The following is a 21,008-nucleotide window of genomic DNA, read 5'->3' as shown; positions in this document are numbered from 1 at the left end:
TTCGGGCACGTTCAGGGCGGCGCGATCGTGTCTTGGACGGCGCGCGGACCGGCCGCCGAGCCGCATAGGACGTTGCTCCCCGCGCTGGAACAATAGCGGAGCTCCGGGTCGTGGGCGGTGAGCTCCCGGCGCGCTTCCAGGGTCAGCGGCAGAAGAGGAACCTGCAGTTCCCGGACTGGCACTGGTTGTCCTTCGTGCACGCCGCGCCTCGGCCGCGCTTGTTCACGCACTCGCCCTCGTTGGTGCCCCAGCCGCAGAACTGGTTCGCGCCGCAGTGCGCGTCGTTCCGGCAGAGGCAGGTCTGGGTGAGGTCGCCGCAGCGGTTGCTCGGGCACTCCTCGTTCACCCGGCACCCCTGGCCGATGGCCTTCGATCCGGGCGTGTAGCACCAGCCGGTGCCGGCGATGAGCCCGCCGCAGCGGCCGGACGCGCACTGGCCGTCGCGCGTGCAGACCGCGTGATCGCCCTTGTCCGGCACGCACTCGTTGTCGCCCCCGATCCCCGGCGTCTTGAGCGCGCAGTAAGCGACGCTGTCGTCGCAGTCGGCGTCGTCGTTGCAAACGCAGCGTCCCGGGATCGCGTTGCAGGCGACGGCGGTGCACTGGCCGCTCTCGCACTCCTCGTTGAACCTGCAGCTGCCCCCGAGCTCCTGGAAGCCAGGGCAATAGGCGGCGCCGCACTTCGTGGGGTAGGCGAGCTCGCGCTCCTCGGCCGTCGCGAGGGGCGCGACGCCGCTCTCGTCCATGTCAGTGGCGGGGTCGGCCATGCCGGCGCGCGGGCCCGCCGCGCGCTCCCACATGCGGAGGAAGGACTCGGTCGAGGAACGCAGGCCCGTCGTGTCCACGCCGAGGCGTTCCAGGTCGGCCACGAGATCGGGCAGCATCCCCTCGTGGGCGAGGCCCTTCTCGTCGAACTCCGTCCCCAGGGGGCCGGGCCCCTGCTCGCGCTGCTCCCAGGCCTGGCAATCGGCCTCCGCCTGGAACGCCGCCGAACAGGCGCCGTCCTCGCCGAAGCGCGGCCGTGTCTGCTGGATGAAGCCGTTGAGATCGGCCCCGAACGCCATCGGCACCTTGAGGCCGAGCCGCCCGTAGTCGTAGGCCTGTGCGAAGGAGCGCGAAGACCCCTGGCAGCTGTTCTCGACCGAGCTCCGCGCGAACTGCTTGGTCTCGTCGTGCGCGGTGCGCAGGCCGAAGATGCCGCCGGTCTGCCGGAGCATCCGGATCACCCGCGCCGGCGTGGACTTCTCGGTCTCGGCCACCTTGGGGCCCATGATCTCCCGGAAGTGACCGTGGGAGATGTACATCGGGTAATAGTCGCGCGCCCGCGCGAGGTCGAAGACGCGGTCGACGCCTCGCTCGGACATGTGGGCGACGTCGATCAGCATGCCTCGGTCCATCATCTCGCCGACGAGCTGCTCGCCGAGCGGCGTGAGCCCGCGCATGTTGTTGCAGCTCGCGTCGACATCCATGCCCAGGGTGACCCCCGCGAGGGTGGCGCCGCAGTCGGTGTCGATGAAGCAAGTCTCGGTGTACTGCGCGAACTGGAAGATCGGGTTGTGCAGCGCCGCCCCGGAAAAGGCGTTGTCGACCTGGTGCACCGGCTGGAGCGTCCGGACCCCCAGGGCGTGGTATTTGTCGAGCTGCGCGCGCATCCTCGCCGCGTCGACGTCGCGGCCGAACAGGTGGCTGGCCTCGATGGACAGGACCACCGCCAGCTTGCCCGCCCCGATGATCTGCCGGGCGTGCGCCGGCGAGAGCGCGACCTCCATCCAGCCGGCGTTCCGCGCGACCAGCGCGTGGGTCATCTGCAGCTGGAGGTCGACGTCGGCCATCTCGTCACAGGCCCGCTCGCGGTTCTGCTCCGGCAGGATCGAGCACAGCCAGTCGTAGCTCACCGCCGACATGACGATGAGGCTCAGCCCGCGATCGTGGGCTGAGCGCAGCCAGCTCACGTGGCCTTGCTGGTGAGCGATGGTGTCCCAGCGCGGCCAGCCCTCCGAGGAGCGCTTCCGCTGGAGGTGCAGCCCGGTGTCGCCCTGCGTCCCTTCGGTCTTGCCTATCGCCTCCGAGCCGACGACGCCGCCCCCGATGCCGAGCAGCGCCGACAGCGCGCCGTTGCTGGCGAAGTCCAGCATCGTCGACTGAGGGCAGCTGTCCAGCAGGCCGCTGAGGTCCTGTCGAACGCGGGCGTGGTCGCTCTCGGGCATGCCGCCGTCGCAGTCGTCCAGGGCGCCGGGGCCGTCGTGCTTGCCGTGCAGCCATCCGCCGCCGAACGCCGCCTCGGACATCATGTGGAAATGCAGATCCGCGAACCCGCTCACCGGGGCTGCGCCGGACGCAGCCGGCGCGGCGAGCGGGGCCCACGCGGCGGGGTCGGCCGCCGCCGCCGTTTCGGCGGAGAGGTCGCTCCGCGCGGCGAGGGTGAGCTCGCTCATCGCGTCTTGCCCGCTGTCCGACGGCAGGATCGCGGCGTCACACGCGCACGCCAGCAGCGCGGCGGCGGCCAGCGCCGCGGTCGCGAACGGGCTCGCGCGGCGCCGGCGAGGCGCCGCGCCGGGGAGGCCAGGGAGGATGGATGGGCCAAGGGGTGAGAGGTGGTCGAGGCTGGTCATCGCTGTTGCGGCCGGAGGGGTTCGAGTGAGCTTGTCCCCGGCTCGCGCGGGCAAGCAGAATAGCCACGCTGTCATCGATCGGACGCCGCGACCGATTTACATTTCGCGACACGCTCTCATAATGCGACATCGTGCCAGCCCAAGGTTCGGCGTCCACGGAGTTCCTGCGCGTCCTGATGACGGCCGCAGCAAAGGACGGGATCGAGGTCGACGACGTGCGGCGCGCGATGGCCGTCTCCGGCGATCTCCTGGAGAAGCGGGGCGCCCGGGTCCCCATCGCCCTGGTCCGCCGTGCCTGGAGCGGGCTGACGGATCGGGCGGGAGACCCTCTCCTGAGCTTGCGCGCGGCCCGCATGCTTCCGCCGGGCAGCCTGGACATCCTGGATTACCTCGCGCAGACGAGCACGACCGGGGCCGAGGCGTTCGAGCAGCTCACGCGGTACCTCCCGCTGCTCGCGGACGCCGGGCGCGTCTGGACCGAGGTCGATCGGCGCACCTTCCGGTTCCGCCACGCCGCGCCCGGCGGCCTGCCCTCGCTGGCGGAGCTGCTGCTCGGGCTGATCGTCGAGCGCGCCCGGACGATGTTCGGGCCGGCGTTCGCGCCGCGCCTCATCCGCTTCGCGCACGCGCCCTCGTCCACGGCGAGCGCATACGAGGAGGTCCTGGGCGCCCCGGTCCAGTTCGGCGGCGGCTTCGACGAGCTCGTCTTCGATCGCGACATCGTCCGGGCGCCGGTCGCGAGCCACGACCCGGCGCTCCGGGGCATCCTCGTGGCGCAGGCGGAGGAGGCGCTCTCCCGCGTCCACCTCGACCTCCGGGCCGCATCCGCGCTCGATCGCGAGTTCGTGCCGGCGTTCCGGCACGCCCTCGCGCTGGCGCTCGATGCGGGCGACCCCAGCCTGGTGCGCATCGGCGAGAGCTTCGGGATGAGCGCGCGGACGTTGCAGCGGCGGCTGGCCGCCGTGGGCGTCAGCCACCGCGAGCTCTTGCAGGAGCTGCGGCTCTCGCGGGCGCGGCAGGCGCTGGGCGGCGCCCAGCTCAAGGCGGTGTCCCACGAGCTCGGCTACTCCAGCCCCAGCGCCTTCCACCGCGCGTTCAAGCGGTGGACGGGGGTGACCCCCGGCGCCGCGACCACGGCGGACGCCGGCGCGCCGCTCCGGGCCAGGCGGCGGGGCCACGCGCCGCCGGGGGCGGGGGAGCCGCCGGCGCGGCTCTCGGCCGCGCGGCGCTCGGCGTGACCGGCCGGCGCGGGCGCGCCGCCGCCTGAATTCACCGGAAGCGCCGGCGCCCACGTGCTATCCCCCGCGCCGCTGAGATGATCACGCTCGAAAAGCTCACCAAGCGGTACGGTCCAAAAATTCTCTTCGAGAACGTGTCGATGCGCTTCGACCCCGGCAAGCGCTACGTGCTCGTCGGCGCGAACGGCGCGGGGAAATCGACGCTCCTCAAGGTCATCTCCGGCGAGGAGGAGTCGGATCAGGGCACCGTCGAGATCCCGAAGCAGCTCCGGGTCGGCGTGCTCAAGCAGGACCATTTCGCCTACGAGTCCAGCCGCATCATCGACACGGTCCTGATGGGGAACCGGGCCCTGTGGGACGCGATGCAAGAGCGCGATCGGCTGTACGAGGTCGAGATGACCGACGAGGTCGGCATGCGGCTGGCCGAGCTCGAGGGCACGATCGGCGAGGAGGACGGCTACACCGCCGAGGCGCGGGCCGCCGAGATCCTCGAGGGGCTCGGGATCGCGACCGCGCGGCACACGAGCACGGTGAGCACGCTCGCGGGCGGGTACAAGCTCCGCGTCCTCATCGCCCAGACGCTCTTCGCGGGCGCCGACGTCCTGCTCCTCGACGAGCCGACGAACCACCTCGATCTCGACTCGATCCGCTGGCTCGAGGCGTACCTCACCGACACCTTCCGCGGCACGCTGCTCGTCGTCAGCCACGACCGGCATTTCATGAACGCGATCGCGACGCACGTCGCCGACGTCGACTACCAGACGGTCACGCTGTACACGGGCGACTACGACGACTTCATCGAGCAGAAGACGACGGGCAAGCGCCAGTCGGACGCCGACGCCGCGCAGAAGAAGAAGAAGATCGCCGAGCTCAAGGACTTCGTGGCCCGCTTCGGCGCGAGCGCGAGCCGGTCGAGCCAGGCGCAGTCGCGCGTGAAGGAGATCGAGAAGCTCGAGGCGGGCATCCAGGTGCGCCGCTCGAGCGTCGTGCGGCCGTACATCAAGTTCGAGATCGAGAAGCCGTCCGGCCGCGACGTGCTGCGCGTCGAGGGCCTCGCCAAGAGCTTCGGCGACCTGCGCGTGATCCAGAAGCTCGATTTCAACCTGAACCGGGGCGACAAGCTCGCTGTGATCGGCCCGAGCGGCATCGGCAAGTCGACGCTGCTCAAGCTCCTGGTCGGCGAGCTCACGCCCGACGCCGGGAAGGTCACGTGGGGCCACGACACGAACGTGGGTTACTTCGCGCAGGACCACCACGAGGCGATCGAGCCGGGGTTCACGGCCTACGACTGGCTGTACCGGTTCGATCCGAGCGCGCCCAAGGAGCACGTCCGCTCGGTGCTCGGCAAGCTGCTGTTCAGCGGCGAGGCCGGGCTCAAGAAGACGGAGAACCTCTCCGGCGGCGAGGCGGCGCGCCTGTTCCTCGCGAAGCTCATCCTGGTGAAGAACAACGTCGTGGTGCTCGACGAGCCGACGAACCACCTCGACGTCGAGAGCATCGACGCGCTCCTCCAGGCGCTCATCGAGTACAAGGGGACGGTCATCGTGACGAGCCACGACCGGCACTTCGTGGGCAAGCTCGGCACCCGCGTGCTCGAGCTGTCGTCCCGGGGCCCGCAGCTCTTCAACGGCACGTACGACGAGTACCTCGAGGGGCCGGGGAACCCGAGCGCGTACCAGGGCGCCAAGGCGTCGTAGCCAGGGCGCCGCGGCGCCGCGCCCGGCGGGGGCGCGGCGCCTCCGCGCGGGCCCGATCCCGCGGACCTCGGCCGTCCGGGCGCCGGCCTGCGTCCCGCCGGCGCTCTGGTACGGTTCTGGGCATGTTCTCCGCCAGGCCTCCCGGGCTCACCGCCGACGAGCGCGCCCGCTTCGACCGCGACGGCTTCCTGGTCGTCGAGGGCTTCGTGCTCCCGGCGCAGTGCGACGCCCTCAGGGCGCGCGCGGCCGAGCTCGTCGAGGGGTTCGATCCCGCGGAGATCTCCATCTTCTCGACCCGGGATCAGGCGCGCTCGACCGACGCGTACTTCCTCGGCTCCGGCGACCGGATCCGGTTCTTCTTCGAGGAGGAGGCGTTCCTGCCCGACGGCTCGCTGCGGCAGGCGAAGGCCTGCTCGATCAACAAGATCGGCCACGCGCTCCACGATCTCGATCCGGTCTTCGCGCCCTTCTCGCGGGCGCCGGCCCTCGCGTCGGTGGTCTCGGACCTCGCGCTCGCGCGCCCGCTGCTCCTGCAATCGATGTACATCTTCAAGAACCCGTTCATCGGCGGCGACGTGGCGTGCCACCAGGACGCGACGTTCCTCTACACGGACCCGCTCAGCGTGATCGGGCTCTGGTTCGCGCTGGAGGACGCGACCGTGCACAACGGCTGCATGTGGGCCCTGCCCGGCGGTCACCGGGGCCCGTTGCGCAGGCGCTTCGTGCGCGACGGCGACGGAACGAGGATGCTCGCGCTGGACGACACCCCGTTCCCGGCGGTCGCGCCGCGCGCTCCCTACGTGCCGATCGAGGCGCCCAAGGGCACGATGGTCCTGCTCCACGGGCTCTTGCCGCACTGGAGCGGCGCCAACCGGTCCGAGCGCTCGCGCCACGCCTACGCGCTCCACGTGGTGGACGGCGCGTGCCGCTACCCCGAGGACAACTGGCTGCGCCGCGCGCCCGACCTGCCGGCGCGGGGGTTCGAGGCCTAGCGCCGCGGGCGGGGCGGCTCAGCGCGCCCTGAAGTAGGCCCGGTAATGCGCGACGAGCTGCTGCCAGCGCGCCTCGAGGGCGGGGTCGCTGCGCATCCGGAGCTGCCACGCCGTGTCGGTGGCCTGCCACGCGGCCACGTCGCGGAGGCCGTAGCGCGGGTAGATGGCCGCGGCGCTCCGCGGGTGCAGCGAGAGCTCCGCGCACAGCGCGGCGTAGTGCTCCAGCGAGAGGGCGGGCGCGGCGCGGGCCGCGAGGGGCTCGGTCGGCGATGATGCCGGCGCGGGGCGCTTCTCCGGGGCCGGGGTGAAGGGCAGGGAGGCGGCGAGCGCGGGCAGGTCATGGATCGGCGCGGTGCCGGCCGTGATGGGCTCGGCCGGAGGTGCCGCCGGTGCGGGGCGCTTCTCCGGGGCCGGGGCGAAGGGCAGGGAGGCGGCGAGCGCGGGCAGGTCGGAGAGCGGCGCGGTGCCGGTGAGCGCGGGCGGCGCCGGGGGCCGCGGCGCTGGGCCGGCCGCCGGCGGCGCGGGCGGCGCCGGATCACGCGGCGCGCTGGGCAGGAAGGGCAGGGCGGCGACGAGCGCGGGCATGTCGGGGAGCGGGGCCGTGCCGGAGGGCGCGAGCGGCGCCGAGCGCCGCGGCGCCGGCGCGGCCTTTGGCGGGGCCGGCGCTGGACCGGGCGGCGGGCTCACCGGGGGCGCGCTCGCGGGCGGCGAGGCCGCGAGGATCGCCCGCTGGTGCTCGAGGAAGGCCCGCGTGTAGCGGTTGGTCAGCTCGAAGCTGCCGTGCTCGAGCTCCGCCCCCATCCGCTCGAGCCAGTCGCGTTGCGCGGCCGTCCACTCGCCCACCGTGAGCCCGGCGCGCGCGAGCACCTCGTCGCGGAGCGTTCCGGCCTCCATCTGCGCGCGCATCTCCGCGTAGCGCTCCAGCGAAAGCGCCGTACCCATCGCGTGCATCCTAGCCTGAAGCGTCGCTCCTCTGCTGCGCCGCCTCGAGGCGTTGCGCCGCGCCGCGGGGAAGCGATACGTTCGCGTCGTTTGTCGCCGCGATCTCGCGACCGAATCACCCGCCCGGAGAGCACGCTGAGCCATGTCGACCGCACCGGCGCCTGATGCCTCTGCTCCCCCCGGGATGTGCCCTGGGGTCGCCGTGCTGGGAGGCGGCGGTGGATCCGGTGACGGCGGCGGCGGCGGCAGCGGCGGCGATGGCGGCAGCGGCGGTGGGGGGAGCGGGAGCGGCAAGGGCGGGGGCGGCGATCAGAAGAACGCCCCCTCCGGGGCGGGGAGGCAGAGGTCCGAAGGGGAGCCGGTCGATGTCGTCACCGGGCGGGTCTACACCGTGCCGCGGGCCGATCTGGCGCTGCCCGGCCCGCTCCCGTTCTCCTTCGTCCGCCGCTACTCCTCGGCCATGGCCGATCGCGACGTCGGCCTCGGCCACGGCTGGGCGCACAGCCTCGGCTGGCGTGTCGCCGTCGCCCGGCGCGCGATCCGGGTCTGGACCGACGAGGGCATCTCGGTCGACTTCCCGGCGCTGGCCGAGGGCGGCGAGGCGATCGGGCCCTGGGGCTGGCTGCTGCGGCGCGAGCGCGGCGGCTACCGCCTCGACAAGGGCGACGGCCTGCTCCACGCCTTTGCGCTGCCGCTCGCCGGCGAGCGGGAGTGGCTGCTCACGGCGATCGAGGATCGCTCCGGGAACCGGATCGCGATCTCCTACGACGGATCGCGGATCGCGGAGGTGCGGGACAGCGCCGGCCGGCGCGTCCGCTTCGCGCCGAGCCCCGAGGGGCGGATCGCCTCCATCAGCGTCTACAACGCCGCCTCCCAGGGGCGCTGGGTCCGCTTCGCGCGGTACGAGCACGACGACCTCGGTCGCCTCGTCGCCGCGGCCGACGCCGAGGGCTTCACCTCGCGTTATGCGTACGACGAGCGCAACCTGCTCACGGAGCACACCGATCGCGCCGGGCTCACGTTCCACTACCGCTACGACGCCGAGCGGCGCTGCGTCGAGACCTGGGGCGATCGCGACGGCGGGCCGGATCCCGGCCTCGCCGACGGGCTGCCGCCGCTGCTCGCCGACGGCGCGACGCGCGCGAGGGGCATCTATCACTGCCGCTTCGCCTACCTTCCGGACGGCTACCGCGAGGTCGCCAACTCCCGGCAGGTGAAGCGCTTCTTCGGCAACCGGCACGGCCTGCTCGACCTCGAGGTGGACGGCGGGCACGCCGTGTCGGCGACCTACGACGACGCCGGGCACCTGCTCTCGGAGACGGATCAGCTCCAGGCCACCACGCGCTACGAGCGCGACGCGCGGGGCCGGCTGCTCTCGCAGACCGATCCGCTCGGCCGCGCCGTGCGCTACGAGCGCGACGCGCGGGGCGACGTCGTGCGCGTGATCGATCCCGCGGGGCTCGCGACGGCGATCGAGCGCGACGCCTCCGGCCTGCCGGTGCGGACGACGGATCCGACCGGCGCGGTGCGGCGCTTCGCGTACGACGCGCGCGGCCAGATGATCGAGGCCGAGGACGCGACCGGCCGCGTCGTGCGCATCGGGTACGACGCCCACGGCAACGTGGTCTCGCTCCTTGATCGGCGCGGCGGGAGGTGGCAGTGGACCTACGATTTCTTCGGCCGGACGCTGTCGATGACCGATCCGACGGGCGCGGTGAGCCGCTTCGACTATTCGCCGCGCGGGGATCTCGTGGCGACCGCGGATCCGGCGGGCGCCGCGGCGCGGTATGCTCACGATGGGGAGGGCCGGCTCGTCTCGGTCGCCGACCGCGCGGGGCGCACGTCGCGCGTCGCGTGGTGCGGGTATCACTGGCTTCACGAGGTGACGGACGCGACCGGCCGGACCGCGCGGATGCGCTACGGGCGCGAGGGGGAGGTGCTGGAGGTCGAGAACGCGCGCGGCGAGAGGCACGTGTTCGAGTACGACGCCGCCCTGCGCCGGGTGAAGGAGCGCACCTTCGACGGGCGCGTGCTGCGCTACCGCCACGATCCGGCCGGGCAGCAGACGCGGGTCGAGCCGGGGATCGGCGCGCCGATCGGCTTCGTCTACGATCTCGCCGGGCAGCTCGTGGCCCGCGAGGTCGAGGGCAAGCGCGAGGTGTACGCGTACGACGTGCGCGGCTTCCTCGAGTCGGTGGCGGGGCCGGACGGCACGGTCGCGTTCGAGCGCGACGCCATGGGGCGCATCGTGCGCGAGACGCAGGAGGGCCCGGGCGGCCCCGCGTTCACGGTCGAGGTGGAGCACGACGCCGAGGGGCGCGCGATCGGGCGAAGGACGTCGCTCGGCCACACGCTGTCGTGGGAGCCGTCGCCGGACGGCCGCGCCGCCCGGGTGACGCTCGACGGCCGGCAGGTGGTGCGCCGGCATTTCGATCCGGTCGGCCGGGAGATCGCGCGCGTGCTGCCGGGTGGCGGGGAGGTGCACAGCGCCTTCGACGTCGCCGGGCGCCTCTCGCGCCGCGTCGTGCGCCGCGCCGCGACGGACCCGTCGATCGGCGCCGGCGATCCCGGCTGGGTGGGCGCGCGCCCGGCGGGGACGGTCGTGGACGCGCGTTACAGCCATGATCCGACGGGGCGCCTCGAGGCCGTCGAGGATCTCACGCGCGGTCGCACCGCGTACCGCCGCGATCCGGCCGGGCGGCTGCTGGAGGTCATCGCGGAGGCGGGGCTGTCCGAGGTCTTCGCCTTCGATGCGACCGGGAATCTGGTGGATGCGGGCCCGCTGGCGCCGGCGCGCGAGCACGGGCCCGGCGACCGGCTGATCCGGAGAGGGGACGTGGCGTATCGCTACGACGCGCTGGGCCGGCTGGTGGAGAAGCGCGAGGGGGGAGCGCGGATCACGCGCTACGCGTGGGACGGGCGCGGGCTGCTGCGCCGGGTGGAGACGCCGGACGGGCGTCGGGTGGAGTTCTCGTACGACGCCTTCGCGCGGCGGATCGAGAAGCGCGTCTCGACGCTGGACGGCGCGGGGGCGCGGCTCGTGTCGCGCACGCGGTTCTACTGGGATCGGCACGTGCCGGTGCACGAGGTGCGCACGCGCGAGGGCGAAGCGGTCATCGAGGAGCGGACGTATGTGTTCGACGGCGGGAGCGCGGTCCCGCTCGCCCACTGCGAGACGCGCCGGGTGAGCGGCGACGTGGCGTCGCGCTGGTACCACTACGTGAACGACCCCCTGGGGACGCCGGAGCGGCTGCTGGACGAGCGCGGCGAGATCGCCGGGGAGCTGCGGCTGTCGGCGTGGGGCAAGCGGATCGAGGGGGGCGGGGAGGGGGGCGTCACGACGCCGATCCGCTTCCTCGGGCAGTACGCGGACGAGGAGACGGGGCTCGTCTACAACCGGCACCGGTACTACGACCCGGAGGTGGGGAGGTTCATCAGCCCGGATCCGATCGGGCTGGAAGGGGGAGACAATCTTTATGCGAGGGGCGTGGATCCGACGGCGGAGGTCGATGTTTACGGTAAACGCATCGTCCTGCCCGAGCCGATCAGCGACGCCGAGAGGAAGGCGATGCGCGACGCGGCCCGGGCGAGGTTCGAGGCGGATCCAGTGCTCAAGGCGCGGCAGGCGGCGATCAGCACACGAAAGAACGCGATGCTGTGCGATGCAGTTGCCACAGACGCAAGTCGTATCGGCGGAGGGTTCCTTGTGAATGTCCTAGGGGCGGACCTGGACGACGGAAGTAACGAGCCTCTCGCGTCGTGGGATGACAGCACGGGCAGGCCCAAGTTGTGGCGCGATCATTGGGTGAACAAGGACCCCGACGGCAGGATAGTCGACTACGATCAAGGGATGGTCTTCGACAATTACCAGCAGCACGCGACGGCGATGTTCGAGAATCGACAGGTTGGCTATCACATCGAAGTCGATCCCAGGAGAGATTGGTGACTCCTCTCCCGCCATGCCCGCACTGGATGTATTCTACTATAAGACCACGATGAGCGCCCCCGACGGGCTTCTCCGGCATCTCTGCGCACAGGGGCGTGACGGTATAGTGGGCGAAGGCTCAGTGCCGCACGAAGGCCGCGTGCTCTGGGCGCGCGGCGACGTCCTGTACTCTCTCCACTTGTTCTTCGCCCGGCTGCGCGGTACGTGGCCGGTCCCGACCATGGCGGAAGACGCGGCCCAAGAGGCCGCCGAGGGCCATGGTAGCACCTTCTTCGCCCAGAGGTTCGCTGCGCTGAAACGTGCCCAGGTCGTCGTCTTCGTGACCGACAATCAGGCCTACCGCTTCAAGCGTAACCGGGCGTTCCTCCTGAGGCTGCGCGCCGACCTCATCTCCGCAGGGCGGGACCCAGACTCCGTCCCGGTGCTGTTCCAGATCGACTGTTATCGCCTGGAAGACGTCGACAAGACGCCTGCGTCCGAGATCATTCAGGTGCTCACGTGGTCCCGCTGCGATCACGCGCAGGCCTTCCCCGAGGAGAAGCGCGGCGCGAAGGAAGCGCTCGACCGCGCCATCGCGCTGTACGAAGAGGTGAGGGCCGAACATGAAGCCAAGTAACCTCCTCTGCCGGCAGCTCGCCGCCCGCGCGGCCGCCGAGGGCGGCGGCGCGCAGCTCGCCGTCGTGGCCTGAAACCGGCATCACCCGGCGCCAGGCCACTCCTCGAGATCGCCCGGACCGAGCTTCGCGCCGAGCTCTCGCCCCGGGCCGCCCACGGCCCGCGCGAGCGCCTGCTCGTGCAAGTGCCGCCGCTCGTCCGGCAGGCGGGCGCGAAGGCGCGCCTTGACCGTCGCGAGCTCGCTCTCCGGGTACGAGCGCTCGATCAGCGCCACGAGCGACCTCCCGGCGGCGGCGTGGCGCACCTCGTCGCGCAGCAGCGACTCGAAGGCCCGCCGGATCGAGGGCTCCCCGGCGGCGCGCACGTAGGCGCGCAGCGTGATCACCGATGCTTCTTCGACGACCACGAGCTCGCGGGCGGCGATCTCGAGCGCCCTGGCCGCGGGAGGCTCGTCGGTGCGGGGCATCCGCTGCCCTCCGAGATCGAGGTGGAGCGACTCCCATCCTCCAAGCCAGCCAACGACCTCTGCGCACAGACGGGTGTGGCGGAGCTCGTCTCCGATGATCCGGTGGACGGCCGCGAGCGCCGGGTACGGCGCCTCCGCCTCGACGAGGGCCGAGAGGAGCTCGGTGTAGATCACCACCCCGCGGTACTCGCCCATGACACGGTGGCTCCAAGCGAGCTGGGCGTGCTCGATGTCCTCCGCGGTGAAGCGATCGAGATCGAGCCTCGCTCCGGGCCCGTCCTCGACGCCGATCGAGGCCTGTGCGTCGAGATCGCGCGCGAAGCGGGCGAGGATCGGATCGTCCGTGGCGAGACCGATCATCTCTTCTCGATTCGATTGTGCGTGCCCAGGGTGAAGAAGGCGCCCATGTACTTGAAGTGAGGTCGGAGCTGCATCTCGAGCCTGTACCAGTCGCTCTCGTGCTCGGTGCTCAGGATGCGCACCTTCACCTTGCGCAGGGGTTTCCGGCCGCGCGACGCCGCGGTCACCACGTTCCGATCCGCGACGTACTGATCCAACCAGTCGTTCAGCTCCCTCTCGGCCTCCTCCGGCGTCTCGAAGGCGTGCTGGTAGGAACGATAGATGACCTTGAGGTAATGGACGATGCGGGCGACGATGAAGAAATAAGGGAGGCGGCTCCCGAGCATGTAATTCATCTCGGCGGCCCTGCCTTCCTCCGTGTCGCCGAAGGATCGGGGCGCACGTAGGGAGCTCGCCGAGAAGAAGCACGCTTGCCCGGGAGCGACCGCCACGAGCGGGATCAGCCCGCGCTCCGAGATCGCGGCCTCCTGGGGGAAAGTCAGCCCTACCTCGGTTGGGGCTTCGATCACGCCGTCGCGCTCGGGCTGCGGCAGCCCCTCGATCAGACCGCCGCCGCCGTGACCGATGATGTTGGGACACCACCGGTAGCGCGCGAAGCTGTCGGTGAGCCGCGTGGCGAAGGCGAAGATCGCGTTGCCCCAGCAGTAGCTCTCGTGGTCTTCGGTGCTCTCCTCGTACGCGAAGCTCGCCTCTGTGCGCTCGCCGCGCCCGAACGGCGCGCGCAGCAGGAAGCGGGGCAGAACCAGCCCGAGCGCGCGTGCGCCCTCTTCTTCTTCGCGCAGCCGCCGCAATAGGTCGGGCTCTCGGCCACCGTCCGTGGCGCCGAGCGCGCGATAACTCTCTATCCCGAGGAGACGCGGCGATGCCGCCGCCACGAAGGGCGCCTGCGCGAGCAGCGCCACCGTCGCGCATCGCTGGAGCAGGGCCATTTCCTCGGGCTCCGGGCCGAACTCGAAATTCGCGAGGATCGCTCCATAGGGCTCGTGCCCGCTCCCGATCGCGCGCGCGTAGACGATCGCGTGCAGCCCGCCCTTGTCGGCCGGGCCTGCGGCCTCGAAATCAAGCCGCAGGTCCTCCTTGGAACAGTTGAGCAGGTCGATACGGATGTTCTCGTCGAAGAGCGTCCTCTCGACGACGAACCAGAGCCCGCGCCACGCCCGCTCGAGCCGCTGAAAGGTCGGGTCGTGGAGGATCAAGTCCACCTGCGCCGCGATACGCCGGTCGATGCCTGCGATCACGTCGTCGAGCCTCTCCGGGAGCAGCTGGAGGATCCGATCGTCGTCGATGGGGCGATGAGGCATCGTGGTCATGGTGAACGAGTAGAGCCGCATCCGTCGCGATCCGCAACTTCACGATCCCGCCTCCGACATCGTCCCGGCGCTCACCTGGGCGCGGTGCGATCACCTCGAAGCCTTTCCTGGAGAGAAGCGCTGCACGAAGGAGCGCTTGACCGCGCCATCGCGCTTTACGAAGAATGAGGGCCGAACATGAAGCCAAGTAACCTCCTCTGCCGGCAGCTCGCCGCCCGCGCGGCCGCCGACGGCGGCGGCGCGCCGCTCGTCCTCGTGGCCTGCGGACCCGACGGCGCGCCCGAGCCGCTCCGCACCTGGGACGACGCCACGGGCGAGCCGGTGCTCTGGGGCGTCCACTGCGTCAACGAGGAGCCCGGCGGGCGCATCGTCGACTACGCCCAAGGCCTCGTCTTCGACGACCGGCGGCAGCTCGTCGCCGCGCTGTTCGAGAACGCGCGCGTGCTCGTGGAGCAGGAGGATCTGGACTGGTGAGCACGCCCGCCCAGCCGCACCCGCTCCACGTCGCCTACTACACAGGCCCCACCGGGAGCCCCTACCGGCTCCTCCGGCACCTCGCCGCCCTCGCCCGCTCGGCCTCGATCGAGGCCGGCCCGATCCCGGCGCGGGCCGAGCTGCTCTGGCCGCGCGGCGCCGCCGTGCTCCCGCTGCGCCTCTCGTTGATCGTGACGCGCGGGGTCGCCTGGCACGAGCCCATCGAGGGCCTCGCGGCCGAGAGCGACGAGGTGCGCGGCGAGCTCGACGCCCTGAGGCGCGCGCAGGTCGTCGTGCTCCCGATCGACGGCCGGGCGCGCCGGCTCGCCCTCGGGGTGCACCGCGCGGCCACGCTGCGCGCCGACCTGATCGCGGCGGGACGACAGCCCGAGCAGGTGCCGGTGCTCTTCCAGGTGCACCGCTACGCCGACCCGAACGAGCCGGCGGCGGCGCTCCCGGACATCGCGCGCGCGCTGGCGTGGCCTCGGTGTGACCACGTGGAGGCGTTCCCTCGGGAGAAGCGCGGGGCGAGGGAGGCGCTCGATCGCGCCATCGCCCTGCACGAGGAGCGCCGCGGCGCCTCGGGCCTCGGCGACGCTCGCTGATCGCTCCGTCGACGGAGCTCACCGTGCTCCGTGGTGGATCGACACACCCGCTTCGCATAGGCTCAGCAGCTCGCTCATGGTGCTCGATCTGGAGACGTACGCGCGGGTGATGGCTCGGCTCGCCGAGTCCGGCGGCGCGCGGGCCGAGGTGCTCGCGCGACACGGGGTCGACGAGGCGCGGTGGGACGCCGCCGACGCACACTGGCAGGCGCGCCTCTCCGGCGCTCTGGCCGACGAGGACGAACCGGTCCCGGCGCTGCTCGCCGCGTATTGTGAGGCCTACCAGGCGGCGTCGCGCGCGGCCGCGCCGCCGGTCTCGCTCGAGCAGTTCGCCCGGGTGACATCGCTGCTGCAGTCGACCGGCGACGTGCAGGCCGCGCTCGCCCAGGTGGGCGTGACCCTGGCCGACTACGTGCGCGGGAGCGAGCACTGGAGCCGTCGGATGGCCGAGGACGCCGGCATGGAGAGGCGGTTCCACGCGGCGCTCCGCGGCGAGGCCGGAGGCTCCCCGGAATGAGCGCGTCGACCTCGGCGCCGCTGGCCGCACGGTCGACATGGAGGCCCATGGTCGCTCATCGAGGTCGCCGCGGTCGAGCGCTGCCGCCACGTGGCGTATCGGAGACATGATGGAAGCTCACGACAAAAGCGCCGCCGCCGCCGTCAGCGCGACCGTCGCGCTGGAGGAGGCAGCGCCGGCGTCGCGCCTCTCCATCGACGATCTGCTGCCGGATCCCACCTCGCCGGAGCCGGCGCCGCGCCGGGCGGGCGTCGCGCCAGGCGTCGCGCCGGCGGCCGGCACGCGCACGGCGCGCGTGCTCGCCGTGGCCGGCCGCAGCGCGACGATCGTGCTCCGCGGCGCGCCCGCGGCGGTCGAGGCAGAGCTCGCGCCCGAGGTGGATCCCGAGGTGATCGCCGACGCCCTGGACAACGGCGATTCGGTGCTTGTCGAGTGCTGCGAGGGCGAAGCGCCGCTCGTCGTCGCGGCGCTCGCGACGCGCAAGCCCCGCGAGCTCCGGCTGCAGGCGGCCACGGTCCACATCGAGGCCGAGGACGAGGTGCTCCTGCGCTCGGGACACGGCGCGGTCCGCATCCGTCAGGACGGGGACGTCGAGGTGATCGGCAGCCGCATCAGCGCCGCCTCCCGCGGGCTGTTCCGCATCGTCGGGCGGATCTTGAGGCTGAATTGAGCCCGCGCCGGCGCGGCCCGCGCCCCGAGGAGATCCCGCTGGCCCCGCGCGAGGAGCGTTGTCAGGGGCGGCGAGCACGGGCGCTCCTCTGGGTTCGCGATCGTGGAGGGCTCGTTTGATGGAGGCCACGCTCGGCCACCTCCTCCTCGCGGGCGACGGTCTGCCCGGCGATGTGCGGGTTCGTTCCTACGAAGCCCACGAGGCGGTCTCGCTTCCGTACGCGGTCCGCGTCGAGATCTCGACCTGCGACCCGTCCTTTCGCGTCGATGCGTGCCTCCAGCGCCGGATGCTGCTCGAGGTCGATGATGGCCACGGGAGCGTCCGCCATTACGACGGCCTGCCCGACCGCGTCGGCTTCCTCGAGTACCGGGCCGGCGAATACGTCTTCGAGCTCCGGCTCCGGCCCGCCGTCGCCGCCCTCGAGCACCGCGAGGGCTCACGCATCTTCCAGGACAGGAGCCCGGTGGATGTCGTCAAGGCCGTCCTGGCCGACGCCGGCGTCGACCGCGGCGTGGAATGGCGGCTCCGCCACGGCTACGCGCCCCGCGAGCTCCTGTGCCAGTACCGCGAAACAGAGCTGGATTTCGTCCACCGGCTCCTCGAGGAAGAGGGGATATTCTACTTCTTCCTCCACGGCCCCGACGGGCACAGGCTCGTTTTCGCCGACGACCCGGCGGCGTTCGCGCCGCTGGACGGGACCCCCGACGTGCGGCTCTCCGTCCGGCAGGGGGCTGGCGCGCACGCCCGGCCGGTGCTCGATCTGCGCCGGAGAAAGGCCTTGAGGCCGACGGAGCTCGCGCTGCGCGATCACGACTTCGAGCAGCCCGAGGTCTTCCCCACGGCCTCGGCGGCGGCGCCCGGCAACCGGGCGATTCGCCACTTCGACTACCCCGGCGGCTTCACCGCGGCCGCCGAGGGCGCACGGAAGGCCGCGCGGCGGCTGAGCTCCCTCCGCGGCGACGTCGACCTCTGCCGCGGCAAGACCGGCGCGGCGGGGCTCCTGTGCGGCACGCCGGTGGCGATCGAGGGTGCGGCCGCGCCGTTCCTCGAGGGAGAGTTCGTGGTCGTCGAGCTCCGGTCGCGAGGCCGGGCGGGCGGGGCGGCGTGCGAGAACGAGTTCTCCGCCATCCCGAAGGGCGCGCCGTTCGCCCCGCCCCGCCGCACGAAGAAGCCGAGAGCGCGCGGCGTCCAGACGGCCATCGTGACCGGGCCATCGGACGAGCCTCAGGCCGTCCACGTCGACCGGTACGGCCGGATCAAGGTGCGGTTTCTGTGGGATCGCTCGGGCAAGCAGGACGACACCTCGAGCGCCTGGCTGCGCGTATCGCAGCTCGCGCTCGGCGGCTCGATGATCCTGCCCCGCGTCGGCTGGGAGGTCTCGGTCGGCTTCCTCGACGGCGACCCGGACCGCCCCCTCGTGCTCGGGCGCGCGTTCAACGCCGAGCACACCCCTCCTTACGCCCTGCCCGGCGCGGCGGCCAGGAGCGCGCTGAAGAGCCTGTCCACGCCGGGCGGCGCCGGGCACAACGAGATCACGATGAGCGACACGGCGGGCGGTCAGGGGTTCTCCATCTCCGCCCAGCGGGATCTCCACATCGCCACCGGCCACGACAAGGACGAGACCGTGGGGGTCGACGAGGAGCACAGCGTCGGGGGCAACTACGCGGTTTCCATCGGCGCGAGCGAGTCGGTCACGGTGGGCGCGAACCAGTCGATCGCCGTGGGCAACGCGCTCCAGAACAAGGTGGCCGGCGCGCAGGCGATCTCCGTCGGCGGCGACGAGCGGATCCACGCGAGCGCCGATCTCGTGGAGAAGGTCGGGGGGGCGCGCGACTATGCCGTGGGCGGGGACCAGATCACCCTCTCGTGCGGCGTCCGCCAGCAGATCGCGGGCGCCTTCACGCGCGACGTCGGCTCGATCCAGACCAGCCTCTCGCTCGCCTCGATCGATGACGACATGCTCTCGACCTACGATGAGACGGCCGGGGCGCTCATCGCGCAGCTCGTCGCCGGCGCGAGCGTCGAGAGCGTCGCCGCGAGCAAGGACCAGACGTCGTCCGCGGGCGAGATCCACAGCGTGGGCGCGCTCTCCACGCAGGCGGGCGAGGTGAAGCAGCTCATCGGCGGGCTGCACCTGCGCAACGTGGGCGGCGACTGCGTCGTCGAGGCACCGCAGATCGTCCTCGCGGGCGGCGTGGCGAGGCTCATCGGCGGCGGGAGCGCCATCAAGCTCGACGGCGGCCCGATGACGCTGGAGGGCCCGAAGATCGCCATTGAGGCGGCGCTCATCGTCCGGCAGGCGGCGAGCCTCAAGATCGGGTGAACGAGGCCAGGCGTGGCAGACCTCATCGAGATCGGACACGAGCTCACGATCGACGGCGCTCCGTTTCCCCTCCTCTGGCTCGAGGCGCGCGAGGCGATCGACGGCATCGGCTCGCTCCGGTGCGAGCTCGCCGGCGGGCCGGACCCGGCGACCCTCGTCGGCAAGCCGCTCGTGCTCACGCTGTCGCGCGGCGGCCGCGAGGAGCGCAGGCTGGCCGGCGTCGTCGTCGAGGCCGAGCGCGGGACCACGCGGGGCACGGACGAGCCCGGGACGCGGCTCGTCGCGCGCCCCCGGCTGTTCCGCCTCACCCAGCGCGCCGACTGCCGCGTCTTCCAGCGCATGTCGGCGCCCGACATCGTGAAGGAGGTCCTCGCGGGCGCGGGCATCCCTGCCTCCGCGCAGCGCTGGCGGCTCGTGGACAGCTACCCGACGCGCGAGATGGCGGCGCAGTACCGCGAGACGGATCACGATTTCGTCCGGCGGCTCCTTGCGGAGGAGGGGATCGCCTTCTTCGTCGATTCGAGCACGGGCGCCGACACGGTCGTCTTCTTCGACCGCGAGCCCGAGGACATCGAGGGGGAAAAAGAGCTGGCTTTCCGCCCCGCGGACGGGCTCGACACGGCGCATGACGCGATAACCACCCTCTCTTGCGAGAGGACGACCGCGCCGGGGCGCGTGCGCCTGTGCGATCACGATTTCGAGCGACCCCGGGTGAAGCTCGACGCCACGGCCGAGGGGGACGACGCGCCGGAGAGGGCGCTGGAGGTGTACGCGCACCCCGGCCGGTTCACCGAGCCCGCCGTGGGCGATCGCCGCGCCAGGGTGCTCCTCGAGTCGCTCCGCGCCCGGCGCGAGCTCGCGACCGGCACGACGAACACCCTCCGGCTGCGCCCCGGGCGCAGGTTCTCGCTGGTCGACCATCCGTACGAGCCGCTCAACCAGGAGTACCTGGTCGTCGAGGTCGACATCGCGCTGGAGGCGCGCGCGACGGCCCAGCCGCGCGGGGACGCGACGGGGCGCGGCGCGCGCGTCGCCTTCCGCGCGATCCCGGCGTCGACGACCCCCTATCGGCCCCCGCGAGCCCTGCCGGCGAGGGCGGTGGCAGGCGCGCAGTCGGCCGTCACGACGGGACCGCCGGGCAGCGAGATCCACCCGGATCGGCATGGCCGCGTGAAGGTCCTGTTTCCCTGGGACCGCCGCGGCAGGGCCGACGATTCTTCGAGCCCGTGGATCCGCACGAGCCAGCTCCCGCTCGGCGGCGGCATGCTGACGCCGCGCGTGGGCTGGGAGGTGTGCGTCGCCTTCGTCGAGGGCGACGTGGACCGGCCGTTCGTGGGCGGGCGGCTGTACAACGCGGCGTCTCCGCCGCCGTATCCCCTGCCGGCGCACAAGACCCGGATGGCCCTTCAGACCGCCACGACCCCCGGCGGCGGTTCGGTGAACGAGATCCGCATGGACGACCGGGCGGGCGCCGAGGAAGTGCTCATGAGCGCGTCCCGGGACGGATCGGTGCGCGCGGGGAACAACGCGATCGAGAGCATAGGAAACAACGAGTCGCGTTCCATCGGGGCCCATCATACGCTGGCGGTGGCCGACAGCTTGTCCGCCGCGGTCGGAGCGAACCAGGACCTCGCGATCGGCGGCGACCAGAGCGTGCGCGTCTCGACGTTCATGGTGGATGACGTCGGCAGCCATTCGCTCACCGTCGGTGGCAACCGCGATCTCGCGGCGGGCGGAGATCACAAGCGCACGGTCACCGGGAGCTCGACGCTGACCATCGGCGGCATGCAGGTCGAGGTCGCGGCCGGCTCGGTGGACGAGGCGACCCTGGCCACGATGAACGACGCCGTCGGCGCGGCGCTCATCGAGATGACCGCCTCGGATCGGACCGTGACGGTGAAGGGGAGTCGGACCGAGACCGCGGGGGCGGCCAAGGTGATCCTCGCCGGCGGCGGCCGCTCGGTCGAGGTCGGGACCCGCTTGAGCCAGAAGGCCGCGGGCGCGATCCTCAACCAGGTCGCCGGGGACCGCCACGACGTGAGCGAGACGGATTTCCTCGAGATCGCGGGGGGTGCGCAGATCGTCAAGGCGACGAACGTCGTGTTCGAGGCCCAGACCCTGCTCAGCGTCGTCATGGGGGCCTCGACGATCACGCTGACCCCTGCGTCGGTGTCGATCGCCGCCTCCGCGATCACGTTCGACGGCGACTGCGACGAGCTGGGCGTCATCAAGGAGAACTGAG

At 72.2% G+C, this 21,008-nt stretch carries 15 protein-coding genes; 11 read left to right on the top strand and 4 right to left on the bottom strand.

What is annotated here, in order from left to right; translation table 11 throughout:
• Positions 1-142: 142 nt before the first annotated feature.
• Positions 143-2,611 (bottom strand): membrane dipeptidase, encoded by a 2,469-nt coding sequence (locus tag WMF26_RS34035; RefSeq protein ID WP_437996125.1) that lies wholly within the window; start codon positions 2,609-2,611, stop codon positions 143-145.
• Positions 2,612-2,742: 131 nt separating this feature from the next.
• Here WMF26_RS34035 and WMF26_RS34030 point away from each other — a divergent pair, with 131 nt between their 5' ends.
• The 3 genes from WMF26_RS34030 to WMF26_RS34020 all read left to right on the top strand — a co-directional run bounded on the left by WMF26_RS34030 (position 2,743) and on the right by WMF26_RS34020 (position 6,538).
• Positions 2,743-3,849, top strand: coding sequence for an AraC family transcriptional regulator ligand-binding domain-containing protein (locus tag WMF26_RS34030; RefSeq protein WP_437996124.1), 1,107 nt, complete (start codon positions 2,743-2,745; stop codon positions 3,847-3,849).
• A gap of 77 nt (positions 3,850-3,926) precedes the next feature.
• Entirely contained in the window at positions 3,927-5,546 is a 1,620-nt protein-coding gene (locus WMF26_RS34025; protein ID WP_437996123.1) for an ABC-F family ATP-binding cassette domain-containing protein, read from the top strand.
• Between the two features lie 122 nt (positions 5,547-5,668).
• Positions 5,669-6,538 carry a phytanoyl-CoA dioxygenase family protein gene (locus WMF26_RS34020; protein ID WP_437996122.1) on the top strand — a complete coding sequence of 290 codons (870 nt, stop codon included), beginning with the start codon at positions 5,669-5,671 and terminating at the stop codon, positions 6,536-6,538.
• A gap of 18 nt (positions 6,539-6,556) precedes the next feature.
• Here WMF26_RS34020 and WMF26_RS34015 read toward each other — a convergent pair whose 3' ends face one another.
• A complete protein-coding gene (locus tag WMF26_RS34015; RefSeq protein WP_437996121.1) occupies positions 6,557-7,480 on the bottom strand; it encodes a hypothetical protein in 924 nt (307 codons plus the stop codon).
• Positions 7,481-7,622: 142 nt separating this feature from the next.
• On the opposite strand from WMF26_RS34015, the gene WMF26_RS34010 reads away from it, so the two are divergent.
• The gene (locus tag WMF26_RS34010; RefSeq protein WP_437996120.1) at positions 7,623-11,426 is read left to right on the top strand and encodes an RHS repeat-associated core domain-containing protein; all 3,804 of its coding nucleotides are present in this window, start codon (positions 7,623-7,625) and stop codon (positions 11,424-11,426) included.
• Between the two features lie 49 nt (positions 11,427-11,475).
• Complete coding sequence (locus WMF26_RS34005; RefSeq protein ID WP_437996119.1) at positions 11,476-12,042, top strand: hypothetical protein; 567 nt, start codon at positions 11,476-11,478, stop codon at positions 12,040-12,042.
• An 81-nt stretch (positions 12,043-12,123) separates the two neighbouring features.
• Here the strand turns inward: WMF26_RS34005 and WMF26_RS34000 are convergent, their stop codons facing one another.
• Together WMF26_RS34000 and tssC are read right to left on the bottom strand one after the other, a co-directional pair.
• Positions 12,124-12,867 (bottom strand): ferritin-like domain-containing protein, encoded by a 744-nt coding sequence (locus WMF26_RS34000; protein ID WP_437996118.1) that lies wholly within the window; start codon positions 12,865-12,867, stop codon positions 12,124-12,126.
• A complete protein-coding gene (gene tssC / locus WMF26_RS33995) occupies positions 12,864-14,198 on the bottom strand; it encodes a type VI secretion system contractile sheath large subunit (RefSeq protein WP_437996117.1) in 1,335 nt (444 codons plus the stop codon). Before tssC ends, WMF26_RS34000 begins: the two co-directional genes overlap by 4 nt.
• A gap of 156 nt (positions 14,199-14,354) precedes the next feature.
• Between tssC and WMF26_RS33990 the strand changes: the two genes are divergently transcribed.
• From WMF26_RS33990 to WMF26_RS33965, 6 genes are all read left to right on the top strand, one after another.
• Positions 14,355-14,651 (top strand): hypothetical protein, encoded by a 297-nt coding sequence (locus WMF26_RS33990; RefSeq protein WP_437996116.1) that lies wholly within the window; start codon positions 14,355-14,357, stop codon positions 14,649-14,651.
• Positions 14,648-15,256: a hypothetical protein gene (locus tag WMF26_RS33985; RefSeq protein ID WP_437996115.1), complete on the top strand. Its 609-nt coding sequence runs from the start codon at positions 14,648-14,650 to the stop codon at positions 15,254-15,256. The genes WMF26_RS33990 and WMF26_RS33985 overlap by 4 nt, the downstream gene beginning before the upstream one ends.
• 76 nt (positions 15,257-15,332) lie before the next feature.
• Complete coding sequence (locus WMF26_RS33980) at positions 15,333-15,773, top strand: hypothetical protein (protein ID WP_061623727.1); 441 nt, start codon at positions 15,333-15,335, stop codon at positions 15,771-15,773.
• Positions 15,774-15,879: 106 nt separating this feature from the next.
• Positions 15,880-16,443 (top strand): hypothetical protein, encoded by a 564-nt coding sequence (locus WMF26_RS33975; RefSeq protein WP_437996114.1) that lies wholly within the window; start codon positions 15,880-15,882, stop codon positions 16,441-16,443.
• A 118-nt stretch (positions 16,444-16,561) separates the two neighbouring features.
• A complete protein-coding gene (locus WMF26_RS33970; RefSeq protein WP_437996113.1) occupies positions 16,562-18,766 on the top strand; it encodes a type VI secretion system Vgr family protein in 2,205 nt (734 codons plus the stop codon).
• 12 nt (positions 18,767-18,778) lie between these two features.
• Positions 18,779-21,007: a type VI secretion system Vgr family protein gene (locus WMF26_RS33965; RefSeq protein WP_437996112.1), complete on the top strand. Its 2,229-nt coding sequence runs from the start codon at positions 18,779-18,781 to the stop codon at positions 21,005-21,007.
• The last annotated feature ends 1 nt before the right edge of the window (position 21,008 follow it).

This window comes from Sorangium sp. So ce185, assembly GCF_051526825.1.
Taxonomy (GTDB): Bacteria; Myxococcota_A; Polyangia; order Polyangiales; family Polyangiaceae; genus Sorangium; species Sorangium cellulosum_D.
Note: the sequence above shows the minus strand (reverse complement) of the source record. Positions and strands in the feature narration are given on the sequence as shown.

What these genes read in the sequence shown, in the direction of transcription:
- WMF26_RS33990 (WP_437996116.1), top strand. Translation starts at nt 14,355, where the DNA reads ATGAAGCCAAGTAACCTCCTCTGCCGGCAGCTCGCCGCCCGCGCGGCC.
- WMF26_RS34020 (WP_437996122.1), top strand. Translation starts at nt 5,669, where the DNA reads ATGTTCTCCGCCAGGCCTCCCGGGCTCACCGCCGACGAGCGCGCCCGC.
- WMF26_RS33970 (WP_437996113.1), top strand. Translation starts at nt 16,562, where the DNA reads ATGGAGGCCACGCTCGGCCACCTCCTCCTCGCGGGCGACGGTCTGCCC.
- WMF26_RS34015 (WP_437996121.1), bottom strand. Translation starts at nt 7,480, where the DNA reads ATGGGTACGGCGCTTTCGCTGGAGCGCTACGCGGAGATGCGCGCGCAG.
- WMF26_RS33975 (WP_437996114.1), top strand. Translation starts at nt 15,880, where the DNA reads ATGATGGAAGCTCACGACAAAAGCGCCGCCGCCGCCGTCAGCGCGACC.
- tssC (WP_437996117.1), bottom strand. Translation starts at nt 14,198, where the DNA reads ATGCGGCTCTACTCGTTCACCATGACCACGATGCCTCATCGCCCCATC.
- WMF26_RS33980 (WP_061623727.1), top strand. Translation starts at nt 15,333, where the DNA reads ATGGTGCTCGATCTGGAGACGTACGCGCGGGTGATGGCTCGGCTCGCC.
- WMF26_RS34000 (WP_437996118.1), bottom strand. Translation starts at nt 12,867, where the DNA reads ATGATCGGTCTCGCCACGGACGATCCGATCCTCGCCCGCTTCGCGCGC.
- WMF26_RS34025 (WP_437996123.1), top strand. Translation starts at nt 3,927, where the DNA reads ATGATCACGCTCGAAAAGCTCACCAAGCGGTACGGTCCAAAAATTCTC.
- WMF26_RS34010 (WP_437996120.1), top strand. Translation starts at nt 7,623, where the DNA reads ATGTCGACCGCACCGGCGCCTGATGCCTCTGCTCCCCCCGGGATGTGC.
- WMF26_RS34035 (WP_437996125.1), bottom strand. Translation starts at nt 2,611, where the DNA reads ATGACCAGCCTCGACCACCTCTCACCCCTTGGCCCATCCATCCTCCCT.
- WMF26_RS34005 (WP_437996119.1), top strand. Translation starts at nt 11,476, where the DNA reads ATGAGCGCCCCCGACGGGCTTCTCCGGCATCTCTGCGCACAGGGGCGT.